Raw genomic sequence first — 23,873 nt, 5'->3', positions numbered from 1 at the left:
GTGCTTGCATAGTTATCTTATTTGGATTGATTTCTGACAACAAGTATCTCCAAGTGTAAAATCATAGTCTATATATTCTTGATAATTTGAAGGAGGTAAAAAATATAAAAACTCAATATCATCAATAAATTTACGCATCCAAGGATATTTATTTAATATATTAATACTATCATCTTCATATTTATGATATAGCCATGTTTTATAATTCCCATCTTTAAATTTTATATTAATAAACTCAGCATAATATTCGGGAGGGGAGTATTTGGTGTTTTTATATGCAATATTATCGAATGAAAATTCACAAGATTTGCTATTCAATAAAGAATCGGGTATTAAATGGAACATAGCAGAAACATTTTCATTTGGAAATACATTCAATTCAGATAAATTTTCGGGAAAATCAGATATCCAAAAAGGAATCATTTTTCTAGTTTTATCCGGTTGTTTCACAAATATGCGACTTGGAGTAGCTGACAGGCGGGTAAAACCATCTTTTCGAAGATAAATATACGAGCTATCTGAATCATTAATTCCATAACTCACGTTATTCCTACGTATGTGACCTTTGAGCATATATTCGATATCATTTGCTGTATAATTAGTTGTATCTGATTCAAATTTTTTAGAAAGAATTGGGTATTTTATTGTCAATTTCGGCGGTTTTTCGGTTAAGCCTAACTCTACTTGTTTTTCCCAATTTTTTACATCAATTATTTTTCTATTCTGATGGCGAAAGCCTCCTTCCATAAATCGCCCAACTTCTTTTGTAAAGCGAGGTTGCCCTTTATAATAATACACTTCATATATTGTGTTTGATACTGATTTATTATTTTTACCGCAAAAAGGAATAGTATCAAAGACATAAGCCCTAGCTTTTCGATCCTCAGCGGTATATACAATTTTATACCCTGTAAAGGTTGTATCCCAAGACCGTTCAAATGGATAAAAATTAGTTTCAGTCATATTTTTACGATTCCCTTTATAGACATAAGTATCATGACCATCATAATCATTTACTTTAATATATCTACTGCAGGTTACAGATAATAAAGCAACGATAATTAACCCAATAAGTTTATATATTTTCATCTTTTTGATATTTTATCTAGCAATTGTATCCCATTCTGACTTCAGAAATAGAGTTTTTCTATAGCTAGTACGCTGAAAAGTATTATTATCATAGTCATAGTCCATAAAAAAATCAGTATATCCATGTAAAAATTGAAGAGAAGTGGAAAAAGTATGATTTAAGCCTAGTAAATGTCCAATTTCGTGAATCACAGTTTCATTAAATTTAGTCTCGTTTGTAATCCTTTTACAGTAGATAGGGGTCGTATTCCCTCCAATAAAAGCTTCACCTGATGTAAAACTACTATTATATCTATCAGCAGCAGATGTACTTGCTGACTCTTGGACGTTAACATTAATCAACATAATAATTTTAAGATTTTGATTATCAAATGCTGTTTGCTGCGAAGGAGTCAATATTCCTTGGGATATAACTAACCTATTTAAAGCACTTCTAAAATTATTTAGATTATTACCAATTATCGTATTTCCTGCTAATCCTTCTTTATAATCTTCAAAGCTAGCAGGAGGTGTAGTACTAAATCTATCCGTAACCCCATCTGTATCTTTATATCTATAAACTCTTATATCAGGATTATTCAATCCATATGTTGTAATTATATTTTGTCCATCGGCTGTATTTCTTAAATCAATAACTTGAGGTGTAGCAACATTATTCGTTGAACAAGAAACTAAAAGCTGATTTAGAGATTTATTGTTCAATATATTTTGCAAGCTATCATTTCCGTTCCTTTTATATTTACTATTCAATTGTCCGTTACAAGAATTACTAAATACAACATGAACAAGAACGATTTCCACATTTCTCACATTATTATTAGGATAGACCAATATACGTCCGACCTGATATGGTTGTATATTCGTGTTTTCTAAAACAGCAAATATATCTATAGCAACCTCATCCCCTGCATTTCTCGCAATAACTCCCGCACATCGAATATTAAACTCCAGGTTATTACTATATGGTATACGATATGGAGCATTTATGTTATTTAATGCATGATCATTTATTTGTATGTTTGGGTTTGTACATCTGAATTCCAAATTAAACCTATTTGGAAAATCTCCTGCTAACTCTTTTCTGGTCAATTTTAATCTGTAATTGGTACCTGTTGTCTGCCCTTGGGCTGGAGGCATTAAAGCTATCCAAGACGAAAAATATGCATCATATTGATAATCAAAAAAATGTGTTGGATTATATACCGCTTGTAATTGAGGTATCGTAGTACATATTGGTGTTTTTGTTCCATTCACTCTTCTTTCTGGTTCTACGTATTCTTTTTTTATGTAATCGAATCCATATTCACCTTTGTAATCTTTTGGTTCTGCATTCAAATAGAAAAGAGGTCGATTATCCAATATCAAATTAAGCCTGCCGACTTCCACCTCTGCTCCATCTTCCTCTACTGTAAATATCAAAGGACAATGATCAAATTGTTGATCAAAAGAAGACGATTCAATATCCCTCAATCTTGAAGCAAAAGCCAATGTAATCGGAAAAGTAGAATCTTTCATCATATTATCTGTTGATGCAGGAGATACTGTAAAACCTCTTATTGGTGTTTGCATCTTAACAGATACTGTACGCCCAATAGAAGTACTTCCCTTCGTCAATCTACAAGTCAGATTTATATTTGATCCAGGAATGACCCTTAATTTTAGTAATGAAATAAAATATCTTTCTGTGCTACCTAAATGTGTATAGTTAGGGTCAGGTTCAGCCACATATGGATTTCTTGCAGGAATATTCCTATCAGTCGCTTCATAGTGGGTTAGTTTAGCTTTAGAATTAATATCGGGGATATTATTTGTTGACAATTCAACCTTAACAATAGGTAAAATAGATTCAGTTACTGTTAATGGAGTAAAAATTGTTTCATTTATTCCTTCTATATCTGCACTTACAGTTTCTATATCACTCATAATAATTATATTTTAATGGTGAAGTGTGTTTCCGTTTAAAGAATCTTCTCTATATTTTTTCAAAAATGTTTCGACTTTACTACTTGGATGCTGAGATAATAGCTGTAGTAAGTATGCCTATTCTACATCCAATAATTCTTGTTCCTTACTAGTTAGATAACCTTTGGTTTTTATTATCTTTCTTAATTCCTTATGTGTCTTTTTCAGTTTCGGTTCTTGTTTTATTGCATGTTCTAAAAGCTTTAATATATTTTCGGGAGATTCGTACAGATGAATCCAAAGATTAATCCCAATTTTTGAAAGTATACCTTTTTCTTTCACCATTTTTTCATAAGAATTAATATTTATATTTAATGCTCCTCCCCCAATATATGTGTCATAACTTATTCGACAACAAGGTTCCTTTCCAATTTCAAAACATGTTTTTAAAAATATGGGGAATTTAATATTTGAGTAATTCTCTAGTATAAAATCATTACATATTATAGCGTTTTTGTAATCTTTAGAGGCTTTTATTTCTTCATCAGACCAATTACCATCAATTTCAAATGTTACATATTTCATTGAATATAAATATTCTTTGCCTGTATCTGCATAGATATTCGATGTATTACTTAGTATTATAAATATTAATGAAATAATATGCTTCATCATTTTCATACTATAAAATTATGTTTAGAATTTTCTTCTTTATGACTATCTTTCATTATTTAAAAACTCTTTTATTTTCCGCTTAGATTTACTTAAAATTCTATTAACATCTTCGTTTTCTTCTACAATTAAACTATTTTCGTCTTCTACAGTTATTCTCTGCTGTTTTCTTATTTTCCAAAACTGTTTTCTAAATTTCTTTTCATGAGTGATTCCGTAGTCTAACAAAGTCAAAAGGGTATCAATATCCTTATTCTTAATATATATTTTAATCCCTATTTGATCTGATATGACACCTGTTTTTTTTAACTGGTCCAATCTTTCATCTGATTCAAATAGAGCATCTCCATTGTAGTTGTCATATAAAATCTTTGTCCTAAAATCACTAAATCGACCAGAATCAAAAATAATAATTATAGGATAGGATATTTTAGGATAATATTCTTTTATGTATTTAATACAACATTGGATTAGTTTTTCATTTTGCTTTTGTTGCACAGGATCTTGATCCATAGATGTTATTACAGAAATATAATTTTTATTTTTAGCAACAACCGTTGTCGTTAGAATTTGTCCTATTCCCTTTTGGAATATAAAGACCATGAGAAAAAGCAATATGTATTTTTTCATTTTTAATTATTTACTGGTATTGGTGTTGCTTGCTCTTCCCTTAAATGGTTTCTTTTCAGATTATCCATGTCTGATTTATGTCTGTTGTCCATCTCAGCTTTTTGATTTTTGGATAAATTTCTTGCACTTTCTTTTTCTTGCTTTTGTCTATTTTTTAGAACCTCAGTTTCTTGTTTCTGCTTATCTTTCAAAAAATCACTTATAATATTCTGTTTAAAATAAGCCCTTACCCCCAAATTATCATATACATATACATTTTTATTATTCATCGCAAACACATAATTTGTTGTCGCAATATTTTGAATATCTGGACGTGAAGGAGGCTGTTGCCAATTCCTTGTTGTTTCTTGAAAAGATGCACCCATATTTATTTTCTTTTTTTGTTCCTCATATTCATTTTTTGTCAATTCAGAGCCATTGTAATAATATCTTTTAATCTCCCCACTTGGATGTGTATGAAACGTACACTTTATATTACCAGGGATATACACAAATTGAATGAATGCAAATTCTTGATTTTCAGGATTACTTGGATCTCCTTGTGTGTTTTCAAAATTTCCATTAAGATCTATTATTCCTCCATATTCTCTATTTTGAGCATCTTCTGTTCCTCCGTTTCCGTTATCATTTTTTGCAACTTTCAGCATTTCGAGTAAGACTTCGATATTTTCAATTTGAATAATATTTGCTGATTCATTTGTTAATCGCTGAATTGCTATTCTATGTTCTACATCTCTCAAACTCAAAATATTCCTCTCTGTTGTTTCTGCCACATTTTTATTAATTCCATGAACTCCAGCAACACTGCCATCTTCATTTTTATATAAATCAGAAGTCTCTTTATCTGTAAGTACGATGAATGTGCGATTTATTCTTTCCTCATTCCGTATCCGCAAAATTTCTTTTCCCTTCCTATCCCAATATATATCATAATGTACTATGATGGCAACAATAGGTTCTGCATCTTGTTCTTGTATTATTCCATTTTCATTTTCAACTTCTACAACAACATTTATATTTTCTCTTTCGTTTTGACACATAGTTACTTATATTTTATTTCAATGGTCCGTTAAATTTTTGAATTTTCAATATTTTAAAAATGACAATATGTTGATTATAAGTCATTTATATGAACGGAATTGCATTTTGCAATAATCTGATTATCAATTACATATGAAATTTAACGAACGATTGTTATTTGACAATTAATATGATATTAAATCACGTCCAAGATTTATATTTTTTTATAATAGCAATACCTTCACTATTAACTTCTGCCATTCGTATTACTTTTTCTTGGCCAAGTTCAAATGCTTTATTACTCTCTTTTTTTATTGTCACAGTTACCTTACTTCCTTTTTTATACCCCTCTGTCCTTATAAATAGTTCTGCTTTTTCATCCGCATACACTTCCGATATTTTTTCTCCATTTTCATTACGCCAATAAGCTTCTATTATGCGAGGTTCTTTTTTCAAGTGATTGGCTTCATAGACAAATATATTTTCTAATATTGCAATACCTTCACTATTTACAGAAGTAACATATTCTCTTTCTTCTCCATTTATAGGAAGAGTTATTTTTAACTCATCTTTTTTCTTGTAATCTTCGGTTCTTATTACAAGGCTAGCTCTTTTATTCGGTTCTATTGTTTCGATTCGTTCATCATCTTCGTTCATCCAGTAAGATTCTATTATTCGAGGCACCAATTTTGCTTTGGGTTCTATTGCTCCTAGTTCTGCTCTCTGTCCACTATGAACAATTTTTAAATCTTGCCCGCTGATCATACATGGTATTGTTGATTGAACTACAAGAGCATTCATATTATCAATTTTTGTTTCGGAATAGTTTTTCCATTCACCCAAATTAATGACAGCTTTACAAGGTGGTGGTGGACACATCGGCTTTTGCTGGGATGGATGCATACACAATCCTGTGAAATTCAAATTTACTAGACCATTTTTATCTTTCACTGTAGCCCAAGGTTTGTCTTGTAACAAGACTGTGGTAGATGTAACTATAATCTCAGATATTGGTACATTACAAAATTGACATTGTACTTTGCCGCCATGACAAACATATTTTGCATTTTCATTGGGGTCAGTCCATTCTCTTTCTTGTTTCTCTTTTTTATATGTGTCTTCTTTTTCATTTTCCGATGTTGCATTAGACGATTTTTCATTTATTATAGCTGATATTATTAAAGCTATAGCAATTACTGCAACTGCTACTATTGCTATTATTGCGAATATACCCATATCAATTAATTATTATTTGGTTCAACAATTCGTTCCAGACCGAAATTCCATTCATTTATTATTGATTCATCATAAAAGTATTTTACTTTAACATCACATTTCTGAATTAAATTATCTTTTTTAATCCGTTCTAATTGTCCATTAGCACTTATTAAATTTATATGATTGTTATTAGCCTCTTTTGTTATATTTAAATTGTATGTCTTAAACTCATCATTCTCACTAAAAAAAGTTGTAGTTTCAATCATTTGAGATTCTGTAAAAGTATCCAGATATATTATTCTTTTATCTTGCCAGGTATCTGTATGTTTTTCTGGTATAGTAGGGAATAAAAGCCCGTACTCATAATATCGAATAAAAAGGTTATTGAAATAGTCATCATCTAAAAACTGATTTGATAACTTATCTAAACAATCTTTAACAGAGGCTCCAGCATAATCATCCTGTAGTTTTTGTCTCAATAATAACCAGTTAGAACGAATATCTTCTAAATTCCCAATATTTGTTATCTTACCATTGTTGCATATCTCAACTTGTATCCAATCATATTTATAGTTTAATCTTCTTTGAAAATCTTGTGCTTTCTTCAAATCTCCTTCAAATTCAACGAATACTTTTACAATTTCAATTTCGTAATTGCGATATAAATTTGATGACTCAAAGTGCATTTTTAAGTCTTTGTTATAAAATACTTTTTTTTCAGATCTATTAGTTAAAGTATGTAACTTAATATATCTGACACAACTGAAACTTTCGCGGTTCTCCTTCCCGTCTTCAGTTATAAGTGTTCTATTTAGTGTATTTGTTTGTAGATAAAACATTATTATTTCATATAATTATTACTGCCTTTTTTAGTAGCTTCTTTTGCCCAATCGATAGTTCTATCATCTTCTTTATTGCTATAACATATTCCTATACTGTTTTTTCAAATTGTTCTATATCAAATTTTCCCATATAGTTTAATATTGAATCTGTTTTCTGTTGGGCAATAACTATATTACAACTCAATAGGTATTAATCCGAATAAGTAAAATAGTCTTTTGCTTTGCTGGTTATGTTTTCAGTTTTGATTCATTGTAATAAGCAGAGAATAAAGATCCTTACATCACTCTTTCTGCTCCTTCCTTTTAGCAGCCTCTTTTGCCCAATCGACAGGGTTAACTTCTTTTTCTTCACCATTAATATTCTGAAATATGATTTCACCATTTACACCATTTATGCTATACATGATGAATTTCCCGTCTTTTGTCAGAAACTTAAGCATATAATGAGGAATAGGAGTTTCGCTTCGGCTCATCATATACCCCTCTTTTTTTTCGAAGATATCAACATCATACTTTTTCTTTATCCAGTTACGTACATCGTCTATAGAGTAAGGGAATGGAGCATCCATATTCCGTTCCTTTTCTAAATTACCATTTATGTCATAATATTTGATTGTGCCAATATACATATTATATAATTTTCTATATATACCACAAACTGTCAATTCTTCTTTGAAATATGATATATGATCCTCAAAAGCATTATCTTCATAATAGATTGATTTTCTATATACATCACTCAGATCAAACAATGAAATAGTTTCTTTACCTTTCTTATAGGTATATACTTTTGCATGTTCATTTTCTTTAAAAAGTTTTATATCAAATTTATCCATTTTTATCGGTATTAAATTCGTGTTTTGAGCTATGCTTTCATTGCAATATAGAAAGCACACAATTAATATAAATATAATTTTGCCTCTCATTTATTTCGAACTATATTTTCAATTTAGGATTTACAATTTTCCATTGCCAAGCCCATGTAAAGGGACGATGAGCAGAACCATAGTCCATTATATTATCAGTTGCTTCTTTTATAAATAAGAGTTTACTAGAGCTACTAAAAGGATGATGTAAACCATATCCGTGTAATGCTTCATGTGCCAGTGTCCAGTCATTTCTATCTCTGAATATGCACACATTTTTAACTCCTATATTTTCTACTTGTCCTAAAGTTTTAGCCCCTCCACCTGTGGTAGTTATATAAGAATCGTATGTAAGTTCTTCAAAATAAAATGCTGTAAAATAGTTATTATATTTTGAGTTTCCTGGTCTTGCAATAAATAGTGCGTGTAGAGTGCTAAAAAAATCAATATGATCTACATAAAGCCATCTGTCAGTTGTCTTATTTATATCCATTGTCCCAATTGGTGTTACACCTCTTTCATAAATAAATTTACCAAAATTACTCCCTGTAATTTTAAAATCATCATTATCTGTAAGATCAAGTTCTTCTGTATAAAGCTCAGTATCCATAAAGGTCAGTGATTGATATAAAGCTCTCCTTAAATAAACTTCTTCATCAGTTCTTGGGCCTGAGTTACTGTTACCTCCTAACCCTATACCTTCAATATCTGTTTTAACTCTTATAAAAACCATTTTCTCGAATTTCCTATGATTTTTGTCATTTGCTCCAATTCTAATCTTACCTACTAATTTTCTATCTATTTTATCAACACTTCCTTTCGGATATGCCCATGCAAGAAGTTCTTTATTCGAAGAAAATCCATCATATTCTTCATTGTAGCAACTTATTTTTATTATTGAAGAATCCCTTTTCGGACAAGGTGTTAAAATTGTCTCGGGAAGAGTATCCTGTACAACTCCGTTAAAAGATATGGAGAACCATTTTTTGTCGTATTCAAATTCAACTTTTTCCAGTTCTTCATCTATTGTAATTTTTATCTGTAATTCTGCTTCAAAAGGTGGCTTTTCACCATTTTTCACAGTATTAGCTCTCCCTTTAGTATATAGGTTAAGATATGGAACATAATAAGTACTATCTGTAATATTGACAGGTGGATTTGCCTTTAGTACAGTAATCTTCTTATATTCATTCTGAATATCTGCTATAGGAGTAATAACAGTGGTAGTTGAAGTTGTAGTTCCTCCGGTAAGACTAATCGACATATTAGTAGTCGCGTTCTTGAAAGATCTCTCCCCGTTATCTCCAACCCTGAACCAGTCAAATCCGAATTCTCCATTATAAGATGTTCCAGGCAGCGGTCTGAACTCTACCATTGCTATTGCTTTCTTTGGAGGGGGGGGCGGTGTGGCAGAAGCCATCAACGCAGTATCATATGCAAAACTTGTGAAATTTCCCATAACTATTAACCTTTACTAATTCTTGCATCTTCTACTCCTTGTAATAGAGCCTTTCCTGAACATTTTATAACAAAATCTCCTCCATTAGCAAACATATCTGCTTCATTTGCCATAAGCGTTAACTTCTCTCCAATATTAATATCCGCATTTTGATCAATATTCTCCTTTCTCTCATTTGCAGATACTTCAATTGTTTCTCCAACATCCGTTTTCTGATTTCCCCCAATATTTGAAGTAGCATCTTTGCCCACACTAACATCCAAATTCTCACCTATATCTATTGTCATATTCTCACCCACAGTAAGATTCATATTTTTCACTGCATTCACAGCAATATTCCCTTTACCGTCAAAATCATAAGTCGATCCGCTAGGATCTTCCAAATGCACAGAACCTTCATCATCGTTGAAGACGAATTTGATACCACTTCTGAACATCATGCTTTTAATCGCATTATTGATTCCACCCCCTTCCGTATTTTTTCCATGAAACATTGATCCCATTACAAACGGACGGTTAGGATCGCCAAATTCAAAACCCACCATTACCTGATCACCTTCTTCGGGTACGAACACCATTCCTCTGTTTTTGTTGACAATATCGCTCGATCCGGCACTTGGAGTCATCACACGCATCCAAGTAGCACTTTGTCTGTCTTCTGCAAAAGGAAATTCCACTCTTACCCTACCAAGACCATCCGGATCATCATTCTTGATTACCGTTCCCCTCAGTGAATTAACCACAGGCATTTTCAATTCAGGAGTTGGGAAGAACTTCAAACTGGCAGGAATCGCTTCAAATTCACATTGATAACGATGATTTTCATCAATGGAGTGCTTTGCTTTCACAATGCGGTAAGTACCCAGACTGCCCGATTCGGACATACCATCCGGCATCAGTATAGTCAGCAAACGTCCTATACGGGGAGCACATGTTTTTGCCCTGCCTGTCACATAGATTGTTTGGGCAGCAGTTTCCGTTTTACGTCTTGTCACCATATCGTCCAAAGCACCTTTGTCTTCCACACTCAATGCCGAAGGAACAATGACAGGGCGCTTCTTCACCAAATCCTGCCCTCTTTGCGCCGCCATATTCAAGCGGTCGTTAGAGTTTTCTATTGTAGCAGGCGATTCCTGGGTAATCGTATCATCCATTCCTGGAAGATACTGATAATTTGTAAAAGTGTTGGCTAACAATCGTGAGCCAAATTGTATATGGGTAATCTCCCTGTCGTACATAACTTCTGTTGCCGCCCAGTCTTTATATTGCCCAAATACAAGATCACGTCCTGTATAGAACAGCGTTTCGCCGGATATGGCCGACAGACGTTGCAAAAACTCCCAGTCGCTTTCGTAATATTGCATCAGGAAGTCAATAGGAACATTGTAAACAGGTTTGTTATATTTGGAAAAAGCTTTGTTGGTTATCGCATATGTTACCTCCTCAAATACTTGTTGCAGACTCATTTCGGAAAATATATCAAGACGTTTACCCCTTTCCAACAAATTGGTTGGGCTTGAACCTTCGATCACCAGATATCCGTGTTTTCCTTCCCTGCCTTCGGTATATACCTTATCAATAATACCCCTGAACTCATAGGCTCCACCGCTATTTCTACCTTGTTGTAAATCAATGTCAAGAGATTTACCTATCATACCAATCTGTTCCAGTGGATTCCCCATGAAACTATCCTTGATGATGTCATAATCCAATACAACCTTGAATTTGTGATGTTGCCCAAATTCTTGGTCAAGGTAAAGTGAAACAATATTCAGCTGTTCACCTTCTATATGCACAAACGCATTGGTGATAAGCTTTTCGTCCAGTAAATTTGCTGATGGTGCCATATTCTTTCTTTTTTAAGGTGTTGATTATAAAGTTGTATTAATGCCTAAATATGCCGTGTGACCTTCGCCCGACAAACGGAATCTGGTTTCAGATTTATTTGTCTGATACCTAACAATGGTGTTGCGATTGAAAGGTATCATCAGGTTTATCAGTTCTTTCAATATTAAATTGTTATTGCATCCCGACTCAAACAAGCGCATCTGCTGAAGGCTTACTGGTCCAACATTAACTATTAAGTCGGGCTGGGCATACTCTACATCGTTTCCCAGTACAGAATTAATCCCCAGTCTCCAATCCTTCAATTTTACACAATTCTGGGTATCCATCTTCATTCTCGATTTTTCACCCTGACGAATACCTATCGGACAATCCAAGATAACAGTCATTATCTTAGCCATTAAGTCAAAATCGGCAGAAGTGTGTTCCAAAATCGGGATTATTTTTATAAATAATAGAGCCTGTCCGGTTGTCAGATACTTCAATATATTCCAATAATCTTTTAGTATATCGGTCAGGTTACGGTAGAAATGAGCCTTGTCATATTTTTGTTCGTAAGCCTGCGCATCAATAAGCAGTTTATCTATAGCAATCTCAAAGGGCTGGAAGAACTTACGTATCGACAATTCTTTTCCTCTTTGTTCTTTTATTTCATGAATGATACTTTCCGTAGAACGGGTTCTTCCATAACTTGAGGTTTGATGAAACAGTCCTTCGGGCAGCGAATCGTAAATACTGTGCCTGTTTGTATAGATATACAGGTATTCCATCATGTCGAATTCGGAATATTGATATTTTACTTTATCAATATCTTTAGACACTTCTTTTCTATCTCCCCTATGACGGACAATCAGAAGTTTCTCAGCGTTGCTACCAGACTCAATCAGTTTGGAAGCCAGCACCTCTGCCCTGAAGTTTGTACCGATAGTATTTATATCTACAAAACTTTTTTTCATCTTTACTTTAATCTAAAATTGTCCAGCCTCCGGATTCCTTTTTCTTTGTTTCTTGTTGATAAGAACGTTCAGAGATGACTATATTCTCTTTATGTTGACCAATATATTCTAAGGTACTCAACCTAAGCCAAAGTTCGGATACCACATGTAAGAATGATTCGATTTGCAACATAACCATACGGATATTATTGTGATCGTAACGGACACTCAATGTATTGGACAGTAACTCTTCGAATGAACCGGGAGTAATATCGCTCCATTCGTAGAAATACTTCAGTAATTCTTCGCGTTCTATCTTGTTGATGAAATTCAAACTAATAAAGCAAGTATGTGCCAACGTTGAAAAATAATCGGCTATATCTACAGGAAGTGCATCTCTTCCCGTATTGCGATAACGGAAAAATATAGTGGATATATATCGCATCATGTTCTCACACATCGAAGCAATGTGGTATGCCAATGGCGAATTCTGTGACCGGTTCCTGATTTTGGCAAGAATCAGGTTTGAAGCACGTTCTATATCATTGAGAAGTGTACCGAAATTCTCATAATATTTCAATAAATCAGGATGGCTACACATACCTGTACAGGCTGGAATATAGTTAGTGTCAACTTCGTAACGATTTCCATATTTACGGATACGGCCAATTATGAGATGGTATTTGCCCAGTTGTTCGTAGTTGGTATGTCCTTGCGGAGTGATGGAAAGCTGGTATTGCTCTCTCACATCAGGATGTCGGGGTGGAGTTTCCTTTTCATCCGGCATGCCTGTCGGGATTCTCTCAAAGGGATTAATAGAAAGGATTACATCCCAATATTTTGTTTCTGAACCAACTTGCCCCTTCTCTTCTTCAAAGGAATGTGTATGTGACAGATATTCGGTATGTACAGGATTGTAAGCTATACGATAACCACCAGCAGTAATGGCATTGCAACTTCTTAGTTTAATCTCTACTTTACCGGTAATAATCTCACTGATCTCAAATTCGGAAGAGCCTTTCCTCCTGTCGGATGATGGTAACAAACCATAGTTGAAAGAAGTCAGACGTGTTGCCAGATTATCACTTAAACGTTCTGTAAAGTAATTTTCGGTTTGTTCTAGATGCAGATAACTAACATCCATGCTTTCCTGCCAGTTTACCAAATTATATTTGTTATCGCTCATTCGTAAGTTGTTTATTTTTATGATATATTTTTCTGTATAATAATTAATCCACCTTTGCACACAAAAGAATCAGAAAGTATATGGTTTTAATTCATTCCTTCTTGTTGCACTCTTTTTGCAATAATGACATTTTTTTCTTTTATCTTGTTCTTTACAAAAGACAAGCTTGGGTCGATATACCTTTTACGTCCTAAAATAGAGGTGTTGACATAAAATATCCATCCATGAACTCCCGACTTATCTTTATATACAATCGGGCTTTGTGGCGATTTTTTGTTATAATCACTGATGAATGTTTTAAACCAAAGGTCGAAGGGTGTTATCTCTGATGATTTCGCTTTGATATTTAACGGTTTTGTATCTTCTATTTGTTTAAAGATTTCCAGTTCAACGACGATTATTTTATTCGAATCGAAGTCCCCTTCTGTCATTTCCCCAGCCTCTCCATTATATGACCATGTTCTATATACTTCCAACGGGATATCCAAATATGTTTGATAAGCCTTTAAAAATAAAGATGGAAAAATGAAAGGTAAAAGACATGTACATGCCCATAATCCGTATTGTAATTCATTACATAAATTGAAAACCAAGGAGAAGAATGCCGCACCAACAAACATTACTACAAAAACAAGCAGGAACTCAATATAATAGGGTTTTTCTTTAAACCCGTCTATGATCTTAGCTAATATACTCAGATTGAAATAACCTAAAATCAGGAACAATGTCGCCAATCCGATATAGGCATAGGGCATAAACCAATAATCGATAAAGCCCAACAAGGCTGGTAATGCCAATATCAGGCAGGACAAGAGGAAGTAAAATATCATTTTCTTATTGCCCATCAGTTGGTTTTTTTTAGCTATGAAAACCATAACAATACCTAATACCAATCCAATCAAGGGCATCAGTAAATACAATAATACAAATTTTCCAAAAACAAGTTCCATATACTCTGCTTTGTAGCCTCTTGGGTTTATAATGTGTCTTCTATAAATATCCGGTAATTATATGTTGCCGGGGATTTCTTTTTTAGGGATTGATGAAAATATTCTTTATCCTTTTCGTTTAGGTAATCTTTCATGGCGCTCAATGGTTTAAGGTGAATATCTGTTGTTTCAATAAAACCAAATTTTGGATTTTCACTCTTCATAAAACCTTTGCAAACCTTGACTTCACTGATAGATTCATTAAATTCTTTCAAGCAAAAATCCAAGATATCGTCATCTGTAATCAATAAGCTGTGTTCAGCCATTGACTTTTGATATAAGTTGTCTTTTTCGGATGCCCGGGGTGCATATTCTCCTCCCATTGTTTGACTTAATGAATAGGCTGTGATAGTATCAGCTGTGGAAAAGAATGTACTCCCTTGACGTATATGGTTTGCTTGCCGACTACTGGTTGTCCAGTAATCCACAAAATAGACTTCACCTGCTTTATCCGGTAATGGCAGCCATAAATAGTTTTCTATTTCGTAGCGGTCTTTGGTTTCAGCTAACTTCTTCTTTAATTGCTGAATCAATTTATTAACTTGTTCCTCAATCTTTTTCATATCTGCCTTTACTTCGTCCTTGTCCTTAAAAAAGGATGATATTTCCCAACTCAATGCTTCTATTATATATGCAAGATATTCTCCTGCATCTCTTCTATTATAACGTTCCACTCCTCCTCGCCGCAATGAGTAAATACCATAGGTATTATCCGTATCATTGTAAAGTGGTACGTCAAAATATTTCTTTCCGGAAGAATCCGTTACTTTATTTATGGAAATGAATGAGGTATTGGTTTTGGTATTGAGCGGTATAACAGGCATTGTTGAGTTGAGCTCCATTATTTTTGAAACTAACTCCTTGTTCACAACAGGAAATGTGTTAATCGAGGGTTGCAAGGTATTGATGATATCTGATGTCAATCTTTGCGAACCTGTAACTTTTATCCAAATCAAAGATTTGTCTATTCCTGCAATACTATTTTCTGGAAAAGACGATAATAATTCTTTGGGGAAAATTTCTTTTTTATTTTCTATCGAGCAATTACCCGTTATTGAAAAATAACGAATACGATAAAATTCTTTTATCCGTTGGTTTATTTGAGTTGACAAGTTACATCCTGAAAACAAATCCAAAGTGCCATTTTCATAATACTCTTCTTTGTGAGATAAACCTTTATTAATTGAGAGTTTTTCTTCTCCAATACTCCATGTTGTATATGAAAGTAGGTTTAGATACTTATTTTTTTCGTAAGTTCCATTTATATCAAAATAGAACGATAATCCGGATATATCTTTTATACTCTCATTTAAATCCAATCCCAGCCAGAATGTATTATCGTCCATTTCATGACGTTGACTGCGGATGTATAACGCTTTGGATAAATCCCGATTTATTGTATAAATTGCTCCTTTATGTGCGAAATACAAGATCTCCCCTTTTCGAATATTGGTATTACATACCGGATAGAATGAATAATGACGGTTGTGATTTTTACTGAAATGCTGAAATCCGCTTTCAGTTGTTATTTCTGTTATGTTATCTTGGGTAACAGCATGTAATATACAATGAGAGGGTTGTGCAATCGTATCAATTGAAGGGACAAGGATAGATGACAATTTTTCCAATATCCGATCTTCTATATTCTCTATTTCCCCGGCTATTTTGTATATTTCTTCCGACAACGATTCTAACAACAGGTTGATTATCGGATCCAGCAATTCTGTATGACTGACGCCAAATAAATTTGCTGTGATTCTTCGCATTCTGCTTAGTATCTCGTGCTTACTATGTCCGTTATCTCTTATCATTCTTTTATTCGGTTGCTAAAGGGCCTAAATATAATTTGTATTTATAGCCACAAGATTGCCTTGTTGAAACAAGCTGTGCTTTTATCTGAACAATAACTCTTTTCTTTATAGCTGTGGTATTCGCCACACGGTCTTCCCTTGTAATTTCTGTTATATGTATAGAGACTACAACATCCTTTATCCGTTGTTCAAATTGTTCTACAGCATCTTTGATATGAGCAGTAAAATCCTCTTCCCATTTTTTACGGGAAACAACCTTCTCAAAGTCCATATCCCAGATACGGCAACCAAAATTCTTGTTAAATTTATGCTCCCCGGGACAAGTAGTCAGTATCAGTTCTATATGTTGATCTATGGACTCGATTTCACTACATGTGGATATTTCTCCATCTCCATTCAGGATAGATTCCAAGTCTAATGGTAATTTATAGTATTGAAGTTCCATAAAAATCGTTTTCTTTTTAATATTTTCTTTGTACTGAGTTTAACGGACTGGCATCAAATGTTGCTTTTCTTGATTTGCGTCCAAAAACAGATTTCCGTTTTCTTGATAAGCTTCCGCTTACTATCGCATCTTTTATATCTGCAACATTATGTATACTTTCCAGTTTCAATACATATGTTTTTTCTTTATAATTCAGGGTTGTACGGCATACCGATATAACCATTATATACGTTCCCTGATTATTATTGTTTCTTTCTAACAGATACAGGTCCAATAGGTAAAGGCCAATACCCAATTGTTTTTTTGCATAAAATTGATTCTGATATTTATCTATCGACTTTTTTAAATATAATGGGTTGTTGTTGATAGATACATATCCCCAATTACCGACCTTGCCACTCTTGAATAATCCAAGTTTCAGCATCAGGTAAAATTCTTGTATGGTATAATGATCTTTCATGCCTACTTCCACCTGTTTTCAAATTCTTCATTGCCAACTCTCAGATAACGGGGCGATATGACCAATGTCGTCAAAACTCCTGCTCCCTGTGGATTCAGCATTTTCTGATAATCGACACAGTAAGCATCTTTAAACTGAATTTGCAATAAAGCACCTTCCCTGATCATTCCATCGTTCATAAAGAAGCGAAACTCCCCATCCCGTTTACTGAAAGAATCCATCATCCAGTTATTGATATTATCATCCGGCACATCACTTATTGTTATTGTTAATTTGCCGCCATATACAGGGCTGTTCGGGTTTCCTTTATAATCTACATCCTGCTTGAACTCCATATCAAATTCTTCAAGGACATATTTCTTGCCTTTGAAGAAGAGATGGACAACCAGAGAGGGTTCCTTTTTTCCAAAGAACAAGCGTCCGCTGCGTATTTTATCAAAGAATCCCATTGGCTATCGTTTGTTGATATATTCCTCTTCTCCTATTGTTAACTTTTGAACGTTAATTGTCAGAAGTAAAACAATATTTGTTGTATCTCCCGGTTCATAATGCAGTCGAAAGTTTACTGGACGACCCTCTTCAAAGTATATCCTTTCTAAAGACTCGGAAAAAGCATCATTTATAGTTATTTCTCCGTTATATTTTCTGGATACATCCAGCACCCATATCATTATGTTGTCATTGGGTAACATGGGTAAGGCTACAATTATTTCACCACCGGCAACATCTCCATCCACCTGACCATTTTTGTTGGTACTCTTTTTTAATGAGTATTCACAGTGCGTCAACTCATAACTTTCGTGATACAGGTTCTGAATGTTTTCTTTTTTAGGGCTTCTTAATTTTAGTATCGCCTTTCCGTCCATGCTCTGTTTTTTTAAGTATCCGGGGTTAGCTCTACAAGCGATTGCCCGGATACTCTTCCATTCAACTTTATGCTTAGTTTATTGTTGCTCAATATCCGTATTCCAGGTATTTTCTTCTTCACCCTTCGTTCCGTCAAGTTTAATAACAAAACTTTTGGCAGGAAAGAATGGTGTCAAATGTATATCCAGATAGATACGGTCTTTCTGATTCGGGTCACGCTCGAAACGTACAATCTTGAATTTTTCGATTAAACGATCCGGGCCTTGCACTCCATCAAGAAATTTAATGATTTGTGAACGAAGGTCACGTTCGGTCTTGCCGCTCCAATTTTCAAAAGCACGGCGGTTTAAGAAATCGAACAATACCTTTGTAATATAATCAAATACCCCCACAACCGAATAGGTTTGAAGACCAAGATTATCGCCTGTAAAGAGGGTTTTGCCAGAAAAGGCCATGACACTTCCGTATTCATGCACCATTGGTATTAAACCTAATTTCTCGAGCTGGGATATTTCACTTTTCTTTAAAGAGAAAACAACGCTATCGACCTCCCTGATAACCCCATGTTTTTTTCCTGCCGAAATTTGGGCGATATTCGAACTATATACCTTTCCGGCTAAAGCAGCAGCAGGAGATACGTGCATGTCATTCTTTTCTCCTATTTCTGCATATTTGCCACGTCCCATCAGCCAGTTGCACGACATCCGGATTTTCGATTTGTGGATCTCAGCACTAGCCAAACCTGATGATGAAAATTCATCAATCACATCATCAGGGCTTTCCAAATCCCTGAAATCGGTAAAAAAGCCTACTTTATTTTCATTAGCTATATTTCCCCATTTATCGACAACAGAAGTCTTTTTCAGCCAACCGGGTATTACCAGATATGAATAGTTATTACGTAAGTCAAGACGGTCGAAGTTCTGCTTTAGTTCGGCGGAAACATGATCGATGAAACGCGAGTTATCCAAATCTGTAATCTGATCTCGTGATGCGTTAACAACCGATATATTCGTTAATTTATCCGATTCGGTATTTTTGTAGAACAGCATCACATTGCGGTAAGATTGTTCCAGACTGAAAACAGTATCTACTGCGGCCAACTGGTTCTTCGAAAGAAGAGACGATGCACTTGTGGCTTTTTCTTCAGCTTTCGCCAACATTTCCGATATCGAATTTGTCGATTCCAGTAATTCTAACCAAAGATCTAATTCGTTCGTTAAATTTTGTCTTGCTCCTTTTTTCTCTTCATCATTAAGGAACATCGTTTTACGGGCAACCTTATCAGGGTTCATTGCTGCTATACCGCTCACAATAGATTCAAGAAAGCCGAATCCTCCAAAACGGATTAAATTATTAATTGCCTCTTTTGCTGAAGGTGCAGAGGATTTACTTTTTCCTTGTTTGACTTCAGGTGCAACTGCTGTATCTTTTTCTTCTGCCATATTAATATCCTTTATTTTATTATTCTTCCTTTCCTGCTGCTTCAAGTTCGGCTTTTACACCACGCAAAGCTTCAATAATATCTTGTCTTGATTTTGGATCTTGTAAAGCTCGTTGAAGTATTTTATTGGAGCGCAATTGTTTCTGCATACTCTTCCAGAATTTATCTTCCCCATCCAATTGGTTTAGAAAAGAACTTTGTTCCGTCATATTCTTTACAGAGAAGTCTCCGACACTATTGAAATACAAAGTTTCGTTTATGGGTTGACCTTCTCCATTTTCAAATTCAATATCTACTTGTGGCTTATAATGGGCAAACACACTATCTATCGATGTTAATCCGGTTACAACTTCCGGACTGACAGGCTCTTCTGACGTCAATTGTTCTATAATAAGAGTTCTGTTTTCGGGAATCGCAGCGATAGATTCAGATGCGTCTACCGGAACTTCATTGCCTCCTATTCCGTATTCTATCATACTTATATATTTTATATAGATTAAAAATGATTATCTTTGTTCTGTTGCCATAAGAATGAATACAAAAAAGGCTTTTGATGTTATCAAAACACCAATTTTTATTCTTACTGGAAACCACTAAAGAGAACGGAATGGCGGAGGGATAACTCAAATCTTGCGAGGAACTGAAAGATCCACTCCGCATCCGTTTCTGTTTTAATTACCGGCCGGCCAATTTTGTTCGAATTGAGCTCCTCCGATTTTCAATACTTGTGCTGATACTACAAATGTTAATGTCATAGGTTTATTACCTATTACATCAATATTTTCATCGAATTCGATGATGTATCCGTTTTCCCACGAAAGCTCTTTCATCTTAGCTTCTTCGTCACCTTTCTTGAAGACGATACTTCCCGAAATGGGTTTGAACTGCGTGGTCATCGCTTCAAGAATAGATGTGTCATCTGTTGATTCCACATGTACTCTTACTTTACCTCCATAGATGTTTGAAGATGGGCGTCCTTTTGAATCAACATCTCTTTTTAGTGAATAATCACAATCAAGAACGTCAAACTCTTTTCCGCCAAGGGATAATGTTGCTCTAAAAGCCATAAGAATAAATTTAAATTGTTAGTAAATACAGACAGATGTGTCCGCGTTAAAATTGAAATTATATTAGTTTTGTATTATTTGTTAAATATGTTTCCTTGGTTTACTCCTCAACATGGCACAATTCTGTCACCATGTGGCACAAATATAACAAAATATTTATACAGTACAAGCAGTCAGTTGTAAAAATGTTAATTATTTTTCATAAAGGTTTATTTTACAATAATTTGGTAATGTTAATCATTTATTCTTTTTTTGTGAAAAATTTTATCCATTTGAACATGAAACATCTATTAACATTGACGTGTACATTACTACTAATTGGTTTAATGCCAATTGTTGCTCAAAACAAAACAATTACATGGGGCTTGGAGGCTGGAATTAACTATTCTAATTCAACAGAAGAAACAGATCCTCTTGATAAAAAATGCCCAATACTTCCCCGTGTCGGGTTAACTATTGAATATGAGTTAACAAATCATATTTACCTACAGTCCGGGTTAATATACAGTATGAAAGGTATAAAAAGTGAAGGAGGTGGCAATATGGGAGGGCTTGCCGTACAGAACGCTTCTGTAAAATTAACTCAGCATGTCCTGCAAATACCTTTTTATGCCACATATAAACAGCAGATCGCAGATAATCTAAAATTAGGTGCGGGTGTTGGCCCATATTTTGCTTATGGTGTTGGAGGCAAAACCAAAGCAAAGGGTATGGTAAACGAAAATCCTATTGATTTGGAATCGAATACATTCGGAGACAATAAAATTTTGAAACGATTTGACGCCGGATTAAATTTCAAAGTAAATGCTGAGCTGTATAAACATTATACTTTAGGCTTGTCTTATGAACTGGGATTAACGAATATAGGCAATGCAACGATTATGGGTGGTGAAATGGACTATGAGAACAGGATTCTTTCACTGACTCTTGGTTATATGTTTTAATGTGCCGCGTTATAAAGTGATAAGTTAAGAGTGTGTGTCGCAAATTAAGCCGACACACACTCTTCTTAGTTTAATTATTTACAAATTCCCAGTTTTTTCCAACGTTCGATTACAGCCTTATACTGTTTAGGACGTTTCAGCACTTGCGGTTTTATTATTATATACAGAGCGATGAAATTAATAATTCTGTTTATCAGCGATTTCCCTTTCGTTGATTTGACTGAATTATAGAATTTATCTGTTTTCTTCAATAATACTTTTCCCGATTTGGATAGAGGATCGGTGTTAAATGGTAATTTGCAGATATGGCTCCCTGATAATATTCCTCCGGAATATTGATAAAGAGTTTTCAATCCAGAAATCACATTTCCTCCTCCCGCAATCTCATAAGTATTCAGGGCAAATGTGTATTTGCCGACCAAAGCTTGTTCCAGAACAAAGTGCCCTCTGTCTATGAATGTTTTCAGGCTACCCGGCATACTGCTTGAGTAGGTTGGCGAGCCAATAATCAGCCCATCAGCTTGGGCAATCATTCCGTTTATCTCTTCCACTCCGTCTTTCAGATGGCAAACTCCGTTATGATAACAACTCATACATCCGGTGCAAGACAGTAATGAATAATCCATGATATTAATATATTGAACATCAACATTCCCTTTTTCTTCCAGATGTTTCACCATTGTTTTTAACAAAGTGGCTGTCGCCCCGTTTTTCCGGGGACTTCCGTTAATTACAACTATCTTCATATTATTTTTATTTGTTTGATTAGACTTACTTTCCATAATGAAAATCTTCTTTTAATGTTTGTTTTTCTTTTGATGTTTCTATTATAATTTGTTTCAGTTCCGGATTATCCAGCAAGACGATATCGAGTTCTTTCAATATTTCGCTGATGAATGATTCGATATTGCCAGTCAATGTTTTATACCGGATATTATTATCCTGAAATATCTGAAATACATTTTTCTCAAAACATTCCTGAAATTTCAGATTAGTACCTGAAACTGTAGGGGATGCAGGTGTTATACGGAGATAAAAGATCTTATCATATGCCGTTTTCCCATAATCAGTAATAGTCCGATACAAACGTTTCCGGTAATCCAGATATATTTTTCGATGTAAAATATCTTTAACGGAGCTTTTATCACTTTGGCTGCTTAGTTCAAAGCGGGCTTCGCCATATGCTATTTCATTAAACACAGAACCATCCGATATAAAACCTTTTGGATTCTCTTCCTTTATACGGCTATGGAAACGGGCCAGCCCTAATGACAATAGTTCTGCTGTGGAATATTCTTTCGGATTTTTATAAGATCCATAGATTCTCTGATACAAAGAATCTATATTTTCCACATGCGCCCTTGGCAACCCCAAGATTTTACAGAGCGACAATGTCGTTATGGTCTTCCCATTCCCATATGAACCAACTAATGCTATTTTCAAATTTGATTTCATAATCTTTATTATTTTAATTTATTACTATACTCTATTTCCAACGAGTTACGCTTGAAGGTCTCCTGTTTTGCCAGAGCTATCGCCTCTTGCATTGGCATTTGGATAGGAAGATCAAGTTCTTCTGTTATCTTTCTCAACCGCTCTTCAACTGTTCCCCCTGCCGTTATGTATGGAATTTTAAGCTCCGTGATAATATCCAACAGAAATTGGTCGGATAAAGTCCTGAACCTTTCATTTACAGGGCGATGTCCATCCTTTACTATAGGGAATTCAACAGGAAGATGTATGAAAATATCATATGCATTCGCCGTATGCATCTTAACCATCCTTTCGTAGTATTTGTTAAATTCGAGCATTGGAATCAGGTATGGAATAAGTTTTAGCTTATTGAAATTACGTTTCACAACATTTTCCGAAGGGTTAAGCCCAATCTTTAACCTGGCTCTTCCATACACCCACTCATGCAAAGCCGAGCCATCGGATATGAAACCATCGGAAAGAGAAGCCTCGCAACGGACACGTTCTGTGAAACGCCGGATTCCCAACTCGTACAAATCGGTGGGAGTACATTCTTCCAACCTTTTCCCCGGCAAAATAACGGGCAATATTTCTCTCATTGTTTGCGCATGAGTTCTGGGTATGCCTGTTAAAAAACTTAATGCATACGATGTTGTTGTTTTTCCGGTTGAATAAGTACCGGACATTGCTATTTTCAAATTTTTCATAA

The 23,873-nt window shown here is 34.4% G+C and carries 25 protein-coding genes; 1 reads left to right on the top strand and 24 read right to left on the bottom strand.

Annotation, left to right across the window (positions count from 1 at the left end):
* Window positions 1–12: 12 nt before the first annotated feature.
* The 21 genes from D0T84_RS01635 to tssD (D0T84_RS01535) all read right to left on the bottom strand — a co-directional run bounded on the left by D0T84_RS01635 (window position 13) and on the right by tssD (D0T84_RS01535) (window position 20,747).
* Complete coding sequence (locus tag D0T84_RS01635) at window positions 13–1,089, bottom strand: hypothetical protein (RefSeq protein ID WP_163305250.1); 1,077 nt, start codon at window positions 1,087–1,089, stop codon at window positions 13–15.
* Between the two features lie 12 nt (window positions 1,090–1,101).
* Window positions 1,102–3,012 carry a hypothetical protein gene (locus tag D0T84_RS01630; RefSeq protein WP_163305248.1) on the bottom strand — a complete coding sequence of 637 codons (1,911 nt, stop codon included), beginning with the start codon at window positions 3,010–3,012 and terminating at the stop codon, window positions 1,102–1,104.
* A gap of 117 nt (window positions 3,013–3,129) precedes the next feature.
* Window positions 3,130–3,672 (bottom strand): hypothetical protein, encoded by a 543-nt coding sequence (locus tag D0T84_RS01625; RefSeq protein ID WP_163305246.1) that lies wholly within the window; start codon window positions 3,670–3,672, stop codon window positions 3,130–3,132.
* 36 nt (window positions 3,673–3,708) lie between these two features.
* Window positions 3,709–4,293 carry a hypothetical protein gene (locus tag D0T84_RS01620; protein ID WP_163305244.1) on the bottom strand — a complete coding sequence of 195 codons (585 nt, stop codon included), beginning with the start codon at window positions 4,291–4,293 and terminating at the stop codon, window positions 3,709–3,711.
* A gap of 2 nt (window positions 4,294–4,295) precedes the next feature.
* Complete coding sequence (locus D0T84_RS01615) at window positions 4,296–5,333, bottom strand: hypothetical protein (RefSeq protein ID WP_163305242.1); 1,038 nt, start codon at window positions 5,331–5,333, stop codon at window positions 4,296–4,298.
* A gap of 181 nt (window positions 5,334–5,514) precedes the next feature.
* Window positions 5,515–6,549: a DUF4280 domain-containing protein gene (locus D0T84_RS01610; protein ID WP_163305240.1), complete on the bottom strand. Its 1,035-nt coding sequence runs from the start codon at window positions 6,547–6,549 to the stop codon at window positions 5,515–5,517.
* Window positions 6,550–6,554: 5 nt separating this feature from the next.
* Window positions 6,555–7,217: a hypothetical protein gene (locus tag D0T84_RS01605; protein WP_163305238.1), complete on the bottom strand. Its 663-nt coding sequence runs from the start codon at window positions 7,215–7,217 to the stop codon at window positions 6,555–6,557.
* Between the two features lie 437 nt (window positions 7,218–7,654).
* Window positions 7,655–8,209 carry a hypothetical protein gene (locus D0T84_RS01600; RefSeq protein ID WP_163305236.1) on the bottom strand — a complete coding sequence of 185 codons (555 nt, stop codon included), beginning with the start codon at window positions 8,207–8,209 and terminating at the stop codon, window positions 7,655–7,657.
* Window positions 8,210–8,309: 100 nt separating this feature from the next.
* The gene (locus D0T84_RS01595; protein WP_163305234.1) at window positions 8,310–9,698 is read right to left on the bottom strand and encodes a hypothetical protein; all 1,389 of its coding nucleotides are present in this window, start codon (window positions 9,696–9,698) and stop codon (window positions 8,310–8,312) included.
* A 5-nt stretch (window positions 9,699–9,703) separates the two neighbouring features.
* Window positions 9,704–11,545, bottom strand: coding sequence for a type VI secretion system Vgr family protein (locus D0T84_RS01590; RefSeq protein WP_163305232.1), 1,842 nt, complete (start codon window positions 11,543–11,545; stop codon window positions 9,704–9,706).
* Window positions 11,546–11,569: 24 nt separating this feature from the next.
* The gene (locus D0T84_RS01585; protein ID WP_163305231.1) at window positions 11,570–12,499 is read right to left on the bottom strand and encodes a type VI secretion system baseplate subunit TssG; all 930 of its coding nucleotides are present in this window, start codon (window positions 12,497–12,499) and stop codon (window positions 11,570–11,572) included.
* 7 nt (window positions 12,500–12,506) lie between these two features.
* A complete protein-coding gene (locus D0T84_RS01580) occupies window positions 12,507–13,664 on the bottom strand; it encodes a hypothetical protein (protein ID WP_163305230.1) in 1,158 nt (385 codons plus the stop codon).
* Between the two features lie 86 nt (window positions 13,665–13,750).
* The gene (locus D0T84_RS01575; RefSeq protein ID WP_163305229.1) at window positions 13,751–14,614 is read right to left on the bottom strand and encodes a TssN family type VI secretion system protein; all 864 of its coding nucleotides are present in this window, start codon (window positions 14,612–14,614) and stop codon (window positions 13,751–13,753) included.
* A 26-nt stretch (window positions 14,615–14,640) separates the two neighbouring features.
* The gene (locus tag D0T84_RS01570; protein WP_221413106.1) at window positions 14,641–16,281 is read right to left on the bottom strand and encodes a hypothetical protein; all 1,641 of its coding nucleotides are present in this window, start codon (window positions 16,279–16,281) and stop codon (window positions 14,641–14,643) included.
* A 187-nt stretch (window positions 16,282–16,468) separates the two neighbouring features.
* The gene (locus tag D0T84_RS01565) at window positions 16,469–16,909 is read right to left on the bottom strand and encodes a GPW/gp25 family protein (protein WP_163305214.1); all 441 of its coding nucleotides are present in this window, start codon (window positions 16,907–16,909) and stop codon (window positions 16,469–16,471) included.
* A gap of 16 nt (window positions 16,910–16,925) precedes the next feature.
* Window positions 16,926–17,369 carry a hypothetical protein gene (locus D0T84_RS01560; protein ID WP_163305212.1) on the bottom strand — a complete coding sequence of 148 codons (444 nt, stop codon included), beginning with the start codon at window positions 17,367–17,369 and terminating at the stop codon, window positions 16,926–16,928.
* A gap of 2 nt (window positions 17,370–17,371) precedes the next feature.
* Window positions 17,372–17,818, bottom strand: coding sequence for a type VI secretion system tube protein TssD (gene tssD / locus D0T84_RS01555; RefSeq protein WP_163305210.1), 447 nt, complete (start codon window positions 17,816–17,818; stop codon window positions 17,372–17,374).
* Window positions 17,819–17,821: 3 nt separating this feature from the next.
* On the bottom strand, window positions 17,822–18,235 hold the full coding sequence (gene tssD / locus D0T84_RS01550) for a type VI secretion system tube protein TssD (RefSeq protein WP_163305208.1): 414 nt from the start codon (window positions 18,233–18,235) through the stop codon (window positions 17,822–17,824).
* A gap of 78 nt (window positions 18,236–18,313) precedes the next feature.
* Complete coding sequence (locus tag D0T84_RS01545; protein WP_163305206.1) at window positions 18,314–19,681, bottom strand: type VI secretion system contractile sheath protein TssC; 1,368 nt, start codon at window positions 19,679–19,681, stop codon at window positions 18,314–18,316.
* A 19-nt stretch (window positions 19,682–19,700) separates the two neighbouring features.
* Complete coding sequence (locus D0T84_RS01540) at window positions 19,701–20,162, bottom strand: type VI secretion system contractile sheath small subunit (protein WP_163305353.1); 462 nt, start codon at window positions 20,160–20,162, stop codon at window positions 19,701–19,703.
* Between the two features lie 189 nt (window positions 20,163–20,351).
* A complete protein-coding gene (gene tssD, locus D0T84_RS01535) occupies window positions 20,352–20,747 on the bottom strand; it encodes a type VI secretion system tube protein TssD (protein WP_163305204.1) in 396 nt (131 codons plus the stop codon).
* A 278-nt stretch (window positions 20,748–21,025) separates the two neighbouring features.
* Here tssD (D0T84_RS01535) and D0T84_RS01530 point away from each other — a divergent pair, with 278 nt between their 5' ends.
* Window positions 21,026–21,691 (top strand): porin family protein, encoded by a 666-nt coding sequence (locus D0T84_RS01530; protein ID WP_163305202.1) that lies wholly within the window; start codon window positions 21,026–21,028, stop codon window positions 21,689–21,691.
* A 74-nt stretch (window positions 21,692–21,765) separates the two neighbouring features.
* Here the strand turns inward: D0T84_RS01530 and D0T84_RS01525 are convergent, their stop codons facing one another.
* The 3 genes from D0T84_RS01525 to D0T84_RS01515 are packed head-to-tail and all read right to left on the bottom strand — an operon-like array spanning window position 21,766 to window position 23,871.
* Entirely contained in the window at window positions 21,766–22,437 is a 672-nt protein-coding gene (locus D0T84_RS01525) for a flavodoxin family protein (protein ID WP_163305201.1), read from the bottom strand.
* Between the two features lie 25 nt (window positions 22,438–22,462).
* The gene (locus D0T84_RS01520; protein WP_163305198.1) at window positions 22,463–23,146 is read right to left on the bottom strand and encodes a hypothetical protein; all 684 of its coding nucleotides are present in this window, start codon (window positions 23,144–23,146) and stop codon (window positions 22,463–22,465) included.
* Between the two features lie 8 nt (window positions 23,147–23,154).
* Window positions 23,155–23,871, bottom strand: a complete 717-nt coding sequence (locus D0T84_RS01515) for an AAA family ATPase (RefSeq protein ID WP_221413105.1) — start codon at window positions 23,869–23,871, stop codon at window positions 23,155–23,157.
* Between the last annotated feature and the right edge of the window lie 2 nt (window positions 23,872–23,873).

Source organism: Dysgonomonas sp. 521, assembly GCF_010501055.1.
Taxonomy (GTDB): Bacteria; Bacteroidota; Bacteroidia; order Bacteroidales; family Dysgonomonadaceae; genus Dysgonomonas.
Note: the sequence above shows the minus strand (reverse complement) of the source record. Positions and strands in the feature narration are given on the sequence as shown.

Coding starts and splice junctions, on each gene's coding strand:
- D0T84_RS01635 (WP_163305250.1), bottom strand. CDS start 1,089: ATGAAAATATATAAACTTATTGGGTTAATTATCGTTGCTTTATTATCT.
- D0T84_RS01630 (WP_163305248.1), bottom strand. CDS start 3,012: ATGAGTGATATAGAAACTGTAAGTGCAGATATAGAAGGAATAAATGAA.
- D0T84_RS01625 (WP_163305246.1), bottom strand. CDS start 3,672: ATGAAAATGATGAAGCATATTATTTCATTAATATTTATAATACTAAGT.
- D0T84_RS01620 (WP_163305244.1), bottom strand. CDS start 4,293: ATGAAAAAATACATATTGCTTTTTCTCATGGTCTTTATATTCCAAAAG.
- D0T84_RS01615 (WP_163305242.1), bottom strand. CDS start 5,333: ATGTGTCAAAACGAAAGAGAAAATATAAATGTTGTTGTAGAAGTTGAA.
- D0T84_RS01610 (WP_163305240.1), bottom strand. CDS start 6,549: ATGGGTATATTCGCAATAATAGCAATAGTAGCAGTTGCAGTAATTGCT.
- D0T84_RS01605 (WP_163305238.1), bottom strand. CDS start 7,217: ATGCACTTTGAGTCATCAAATTTATATCGCAATTACGAAATTGAAATT.
- D0T84_RS01600 (WP_163305236.1), bottom strand. CDS start 8,209: ATGGATAAATTTGATATAAAACTTTTTAAAGAAAATGAACATGCAAAA.
- D0T84_RS01595 (WP_163305234.1), bottom strand. CDS start 9,698: ATGGGAAATTTCACAAGTTTTGCATATGATACTGCGTTGATGGCTTCT.
- D0T84_RS01590 (WP_163305232.1), bottom strand. CDS start 11,545: ATGGCACCATCAGCAAATTTACTGGACGAAAAGCTTATCACCAATGCG.
- D0T84_RS01585 (WP_163305231.1), bottom strand. CDS start 12,499: ATGAAAAAAAGTTTTGTAGATATAAATACTATCGGTACAAACTTCAGG.
- D0T84_RS01580 (WP_163305230.1), bottom strand. CDS start 13,664: ATGAGCGATAACAAATATAATTTGGTAAACTGGCAGGAAAGCATGGAT.
- D0T84_RS01575 (WP_163305229.1), bottom strand. CDS start 14,614: ATGGAACTTGTTTTTGGAAAATTTGTATTATTGTATTTACTGATGCCC.
- D0T84_RS01565 (WP_163305214.1), bottom strand. CDS start 16,909: ATGGAACTTCAATACTATAAATTACCATTAGACTTGGAATCTATCCTG.
- D0T84_RS01560 (WP_163305212.1), bottom strand. CDS start 17,369: ATGAAAGATCATTATACCATACAAGAATTTTACCTGATGCTGAAACTT.
- tssD (WP_163305210.1), bottom strand. CDS start 17,818: ATGGGATTCTTTGATAAAATACGCAGCGGACGCTTGTTCTTTGGAAAA.
- tssD (WP_163305208.1), bottom strand. CDS start 18,235: ATGGACGGAAAGGCGATACTAAAATTAAGAAGCCCTAAAAAAGAAAAC.
- D0T84_RS01545 (WP_163305206.1), bottom strand. CDS start 19,681: ATGGCAGAAGAAAAAGATACAGCAGTTGCACCTGAAGTCAAACAAGGA.
- tssD (WP_163305204.1), bottom strand. CDS start 20,747: ATGGCTTTTAGAGCAACATTATCCCTTGGCGGAAAAGAGTTTGACGTT.
- D0T84_RS01530 (WP_163305202.1), top strand. CDS start 21,026: ATGAAACATCTATTAACATTGACGTGTACATTACTACTAATTGGTTTA.
- D0T84_RS01525 (WP_163305201.1), bottom strand. CDS start 22,437: ATGAAGATAGTTGTAATTAACGGAAGTCCCCGGAAAAACGGGGCGACA.
- D0T84_RS01520 (WP_163305198.1), bottom strand. CDS start 23,146: ATGAAATCAAATTTGAAAATAGCATTAGTTGGTTCATATGGGAATGGG.
- D0T84_RS01515 (WP_221413105.1), bottom strand. CDS start 23,871: ATGAAAAATTTGAAAATAGCAATGTCCGGTACTTATTCAACCGGAAAA.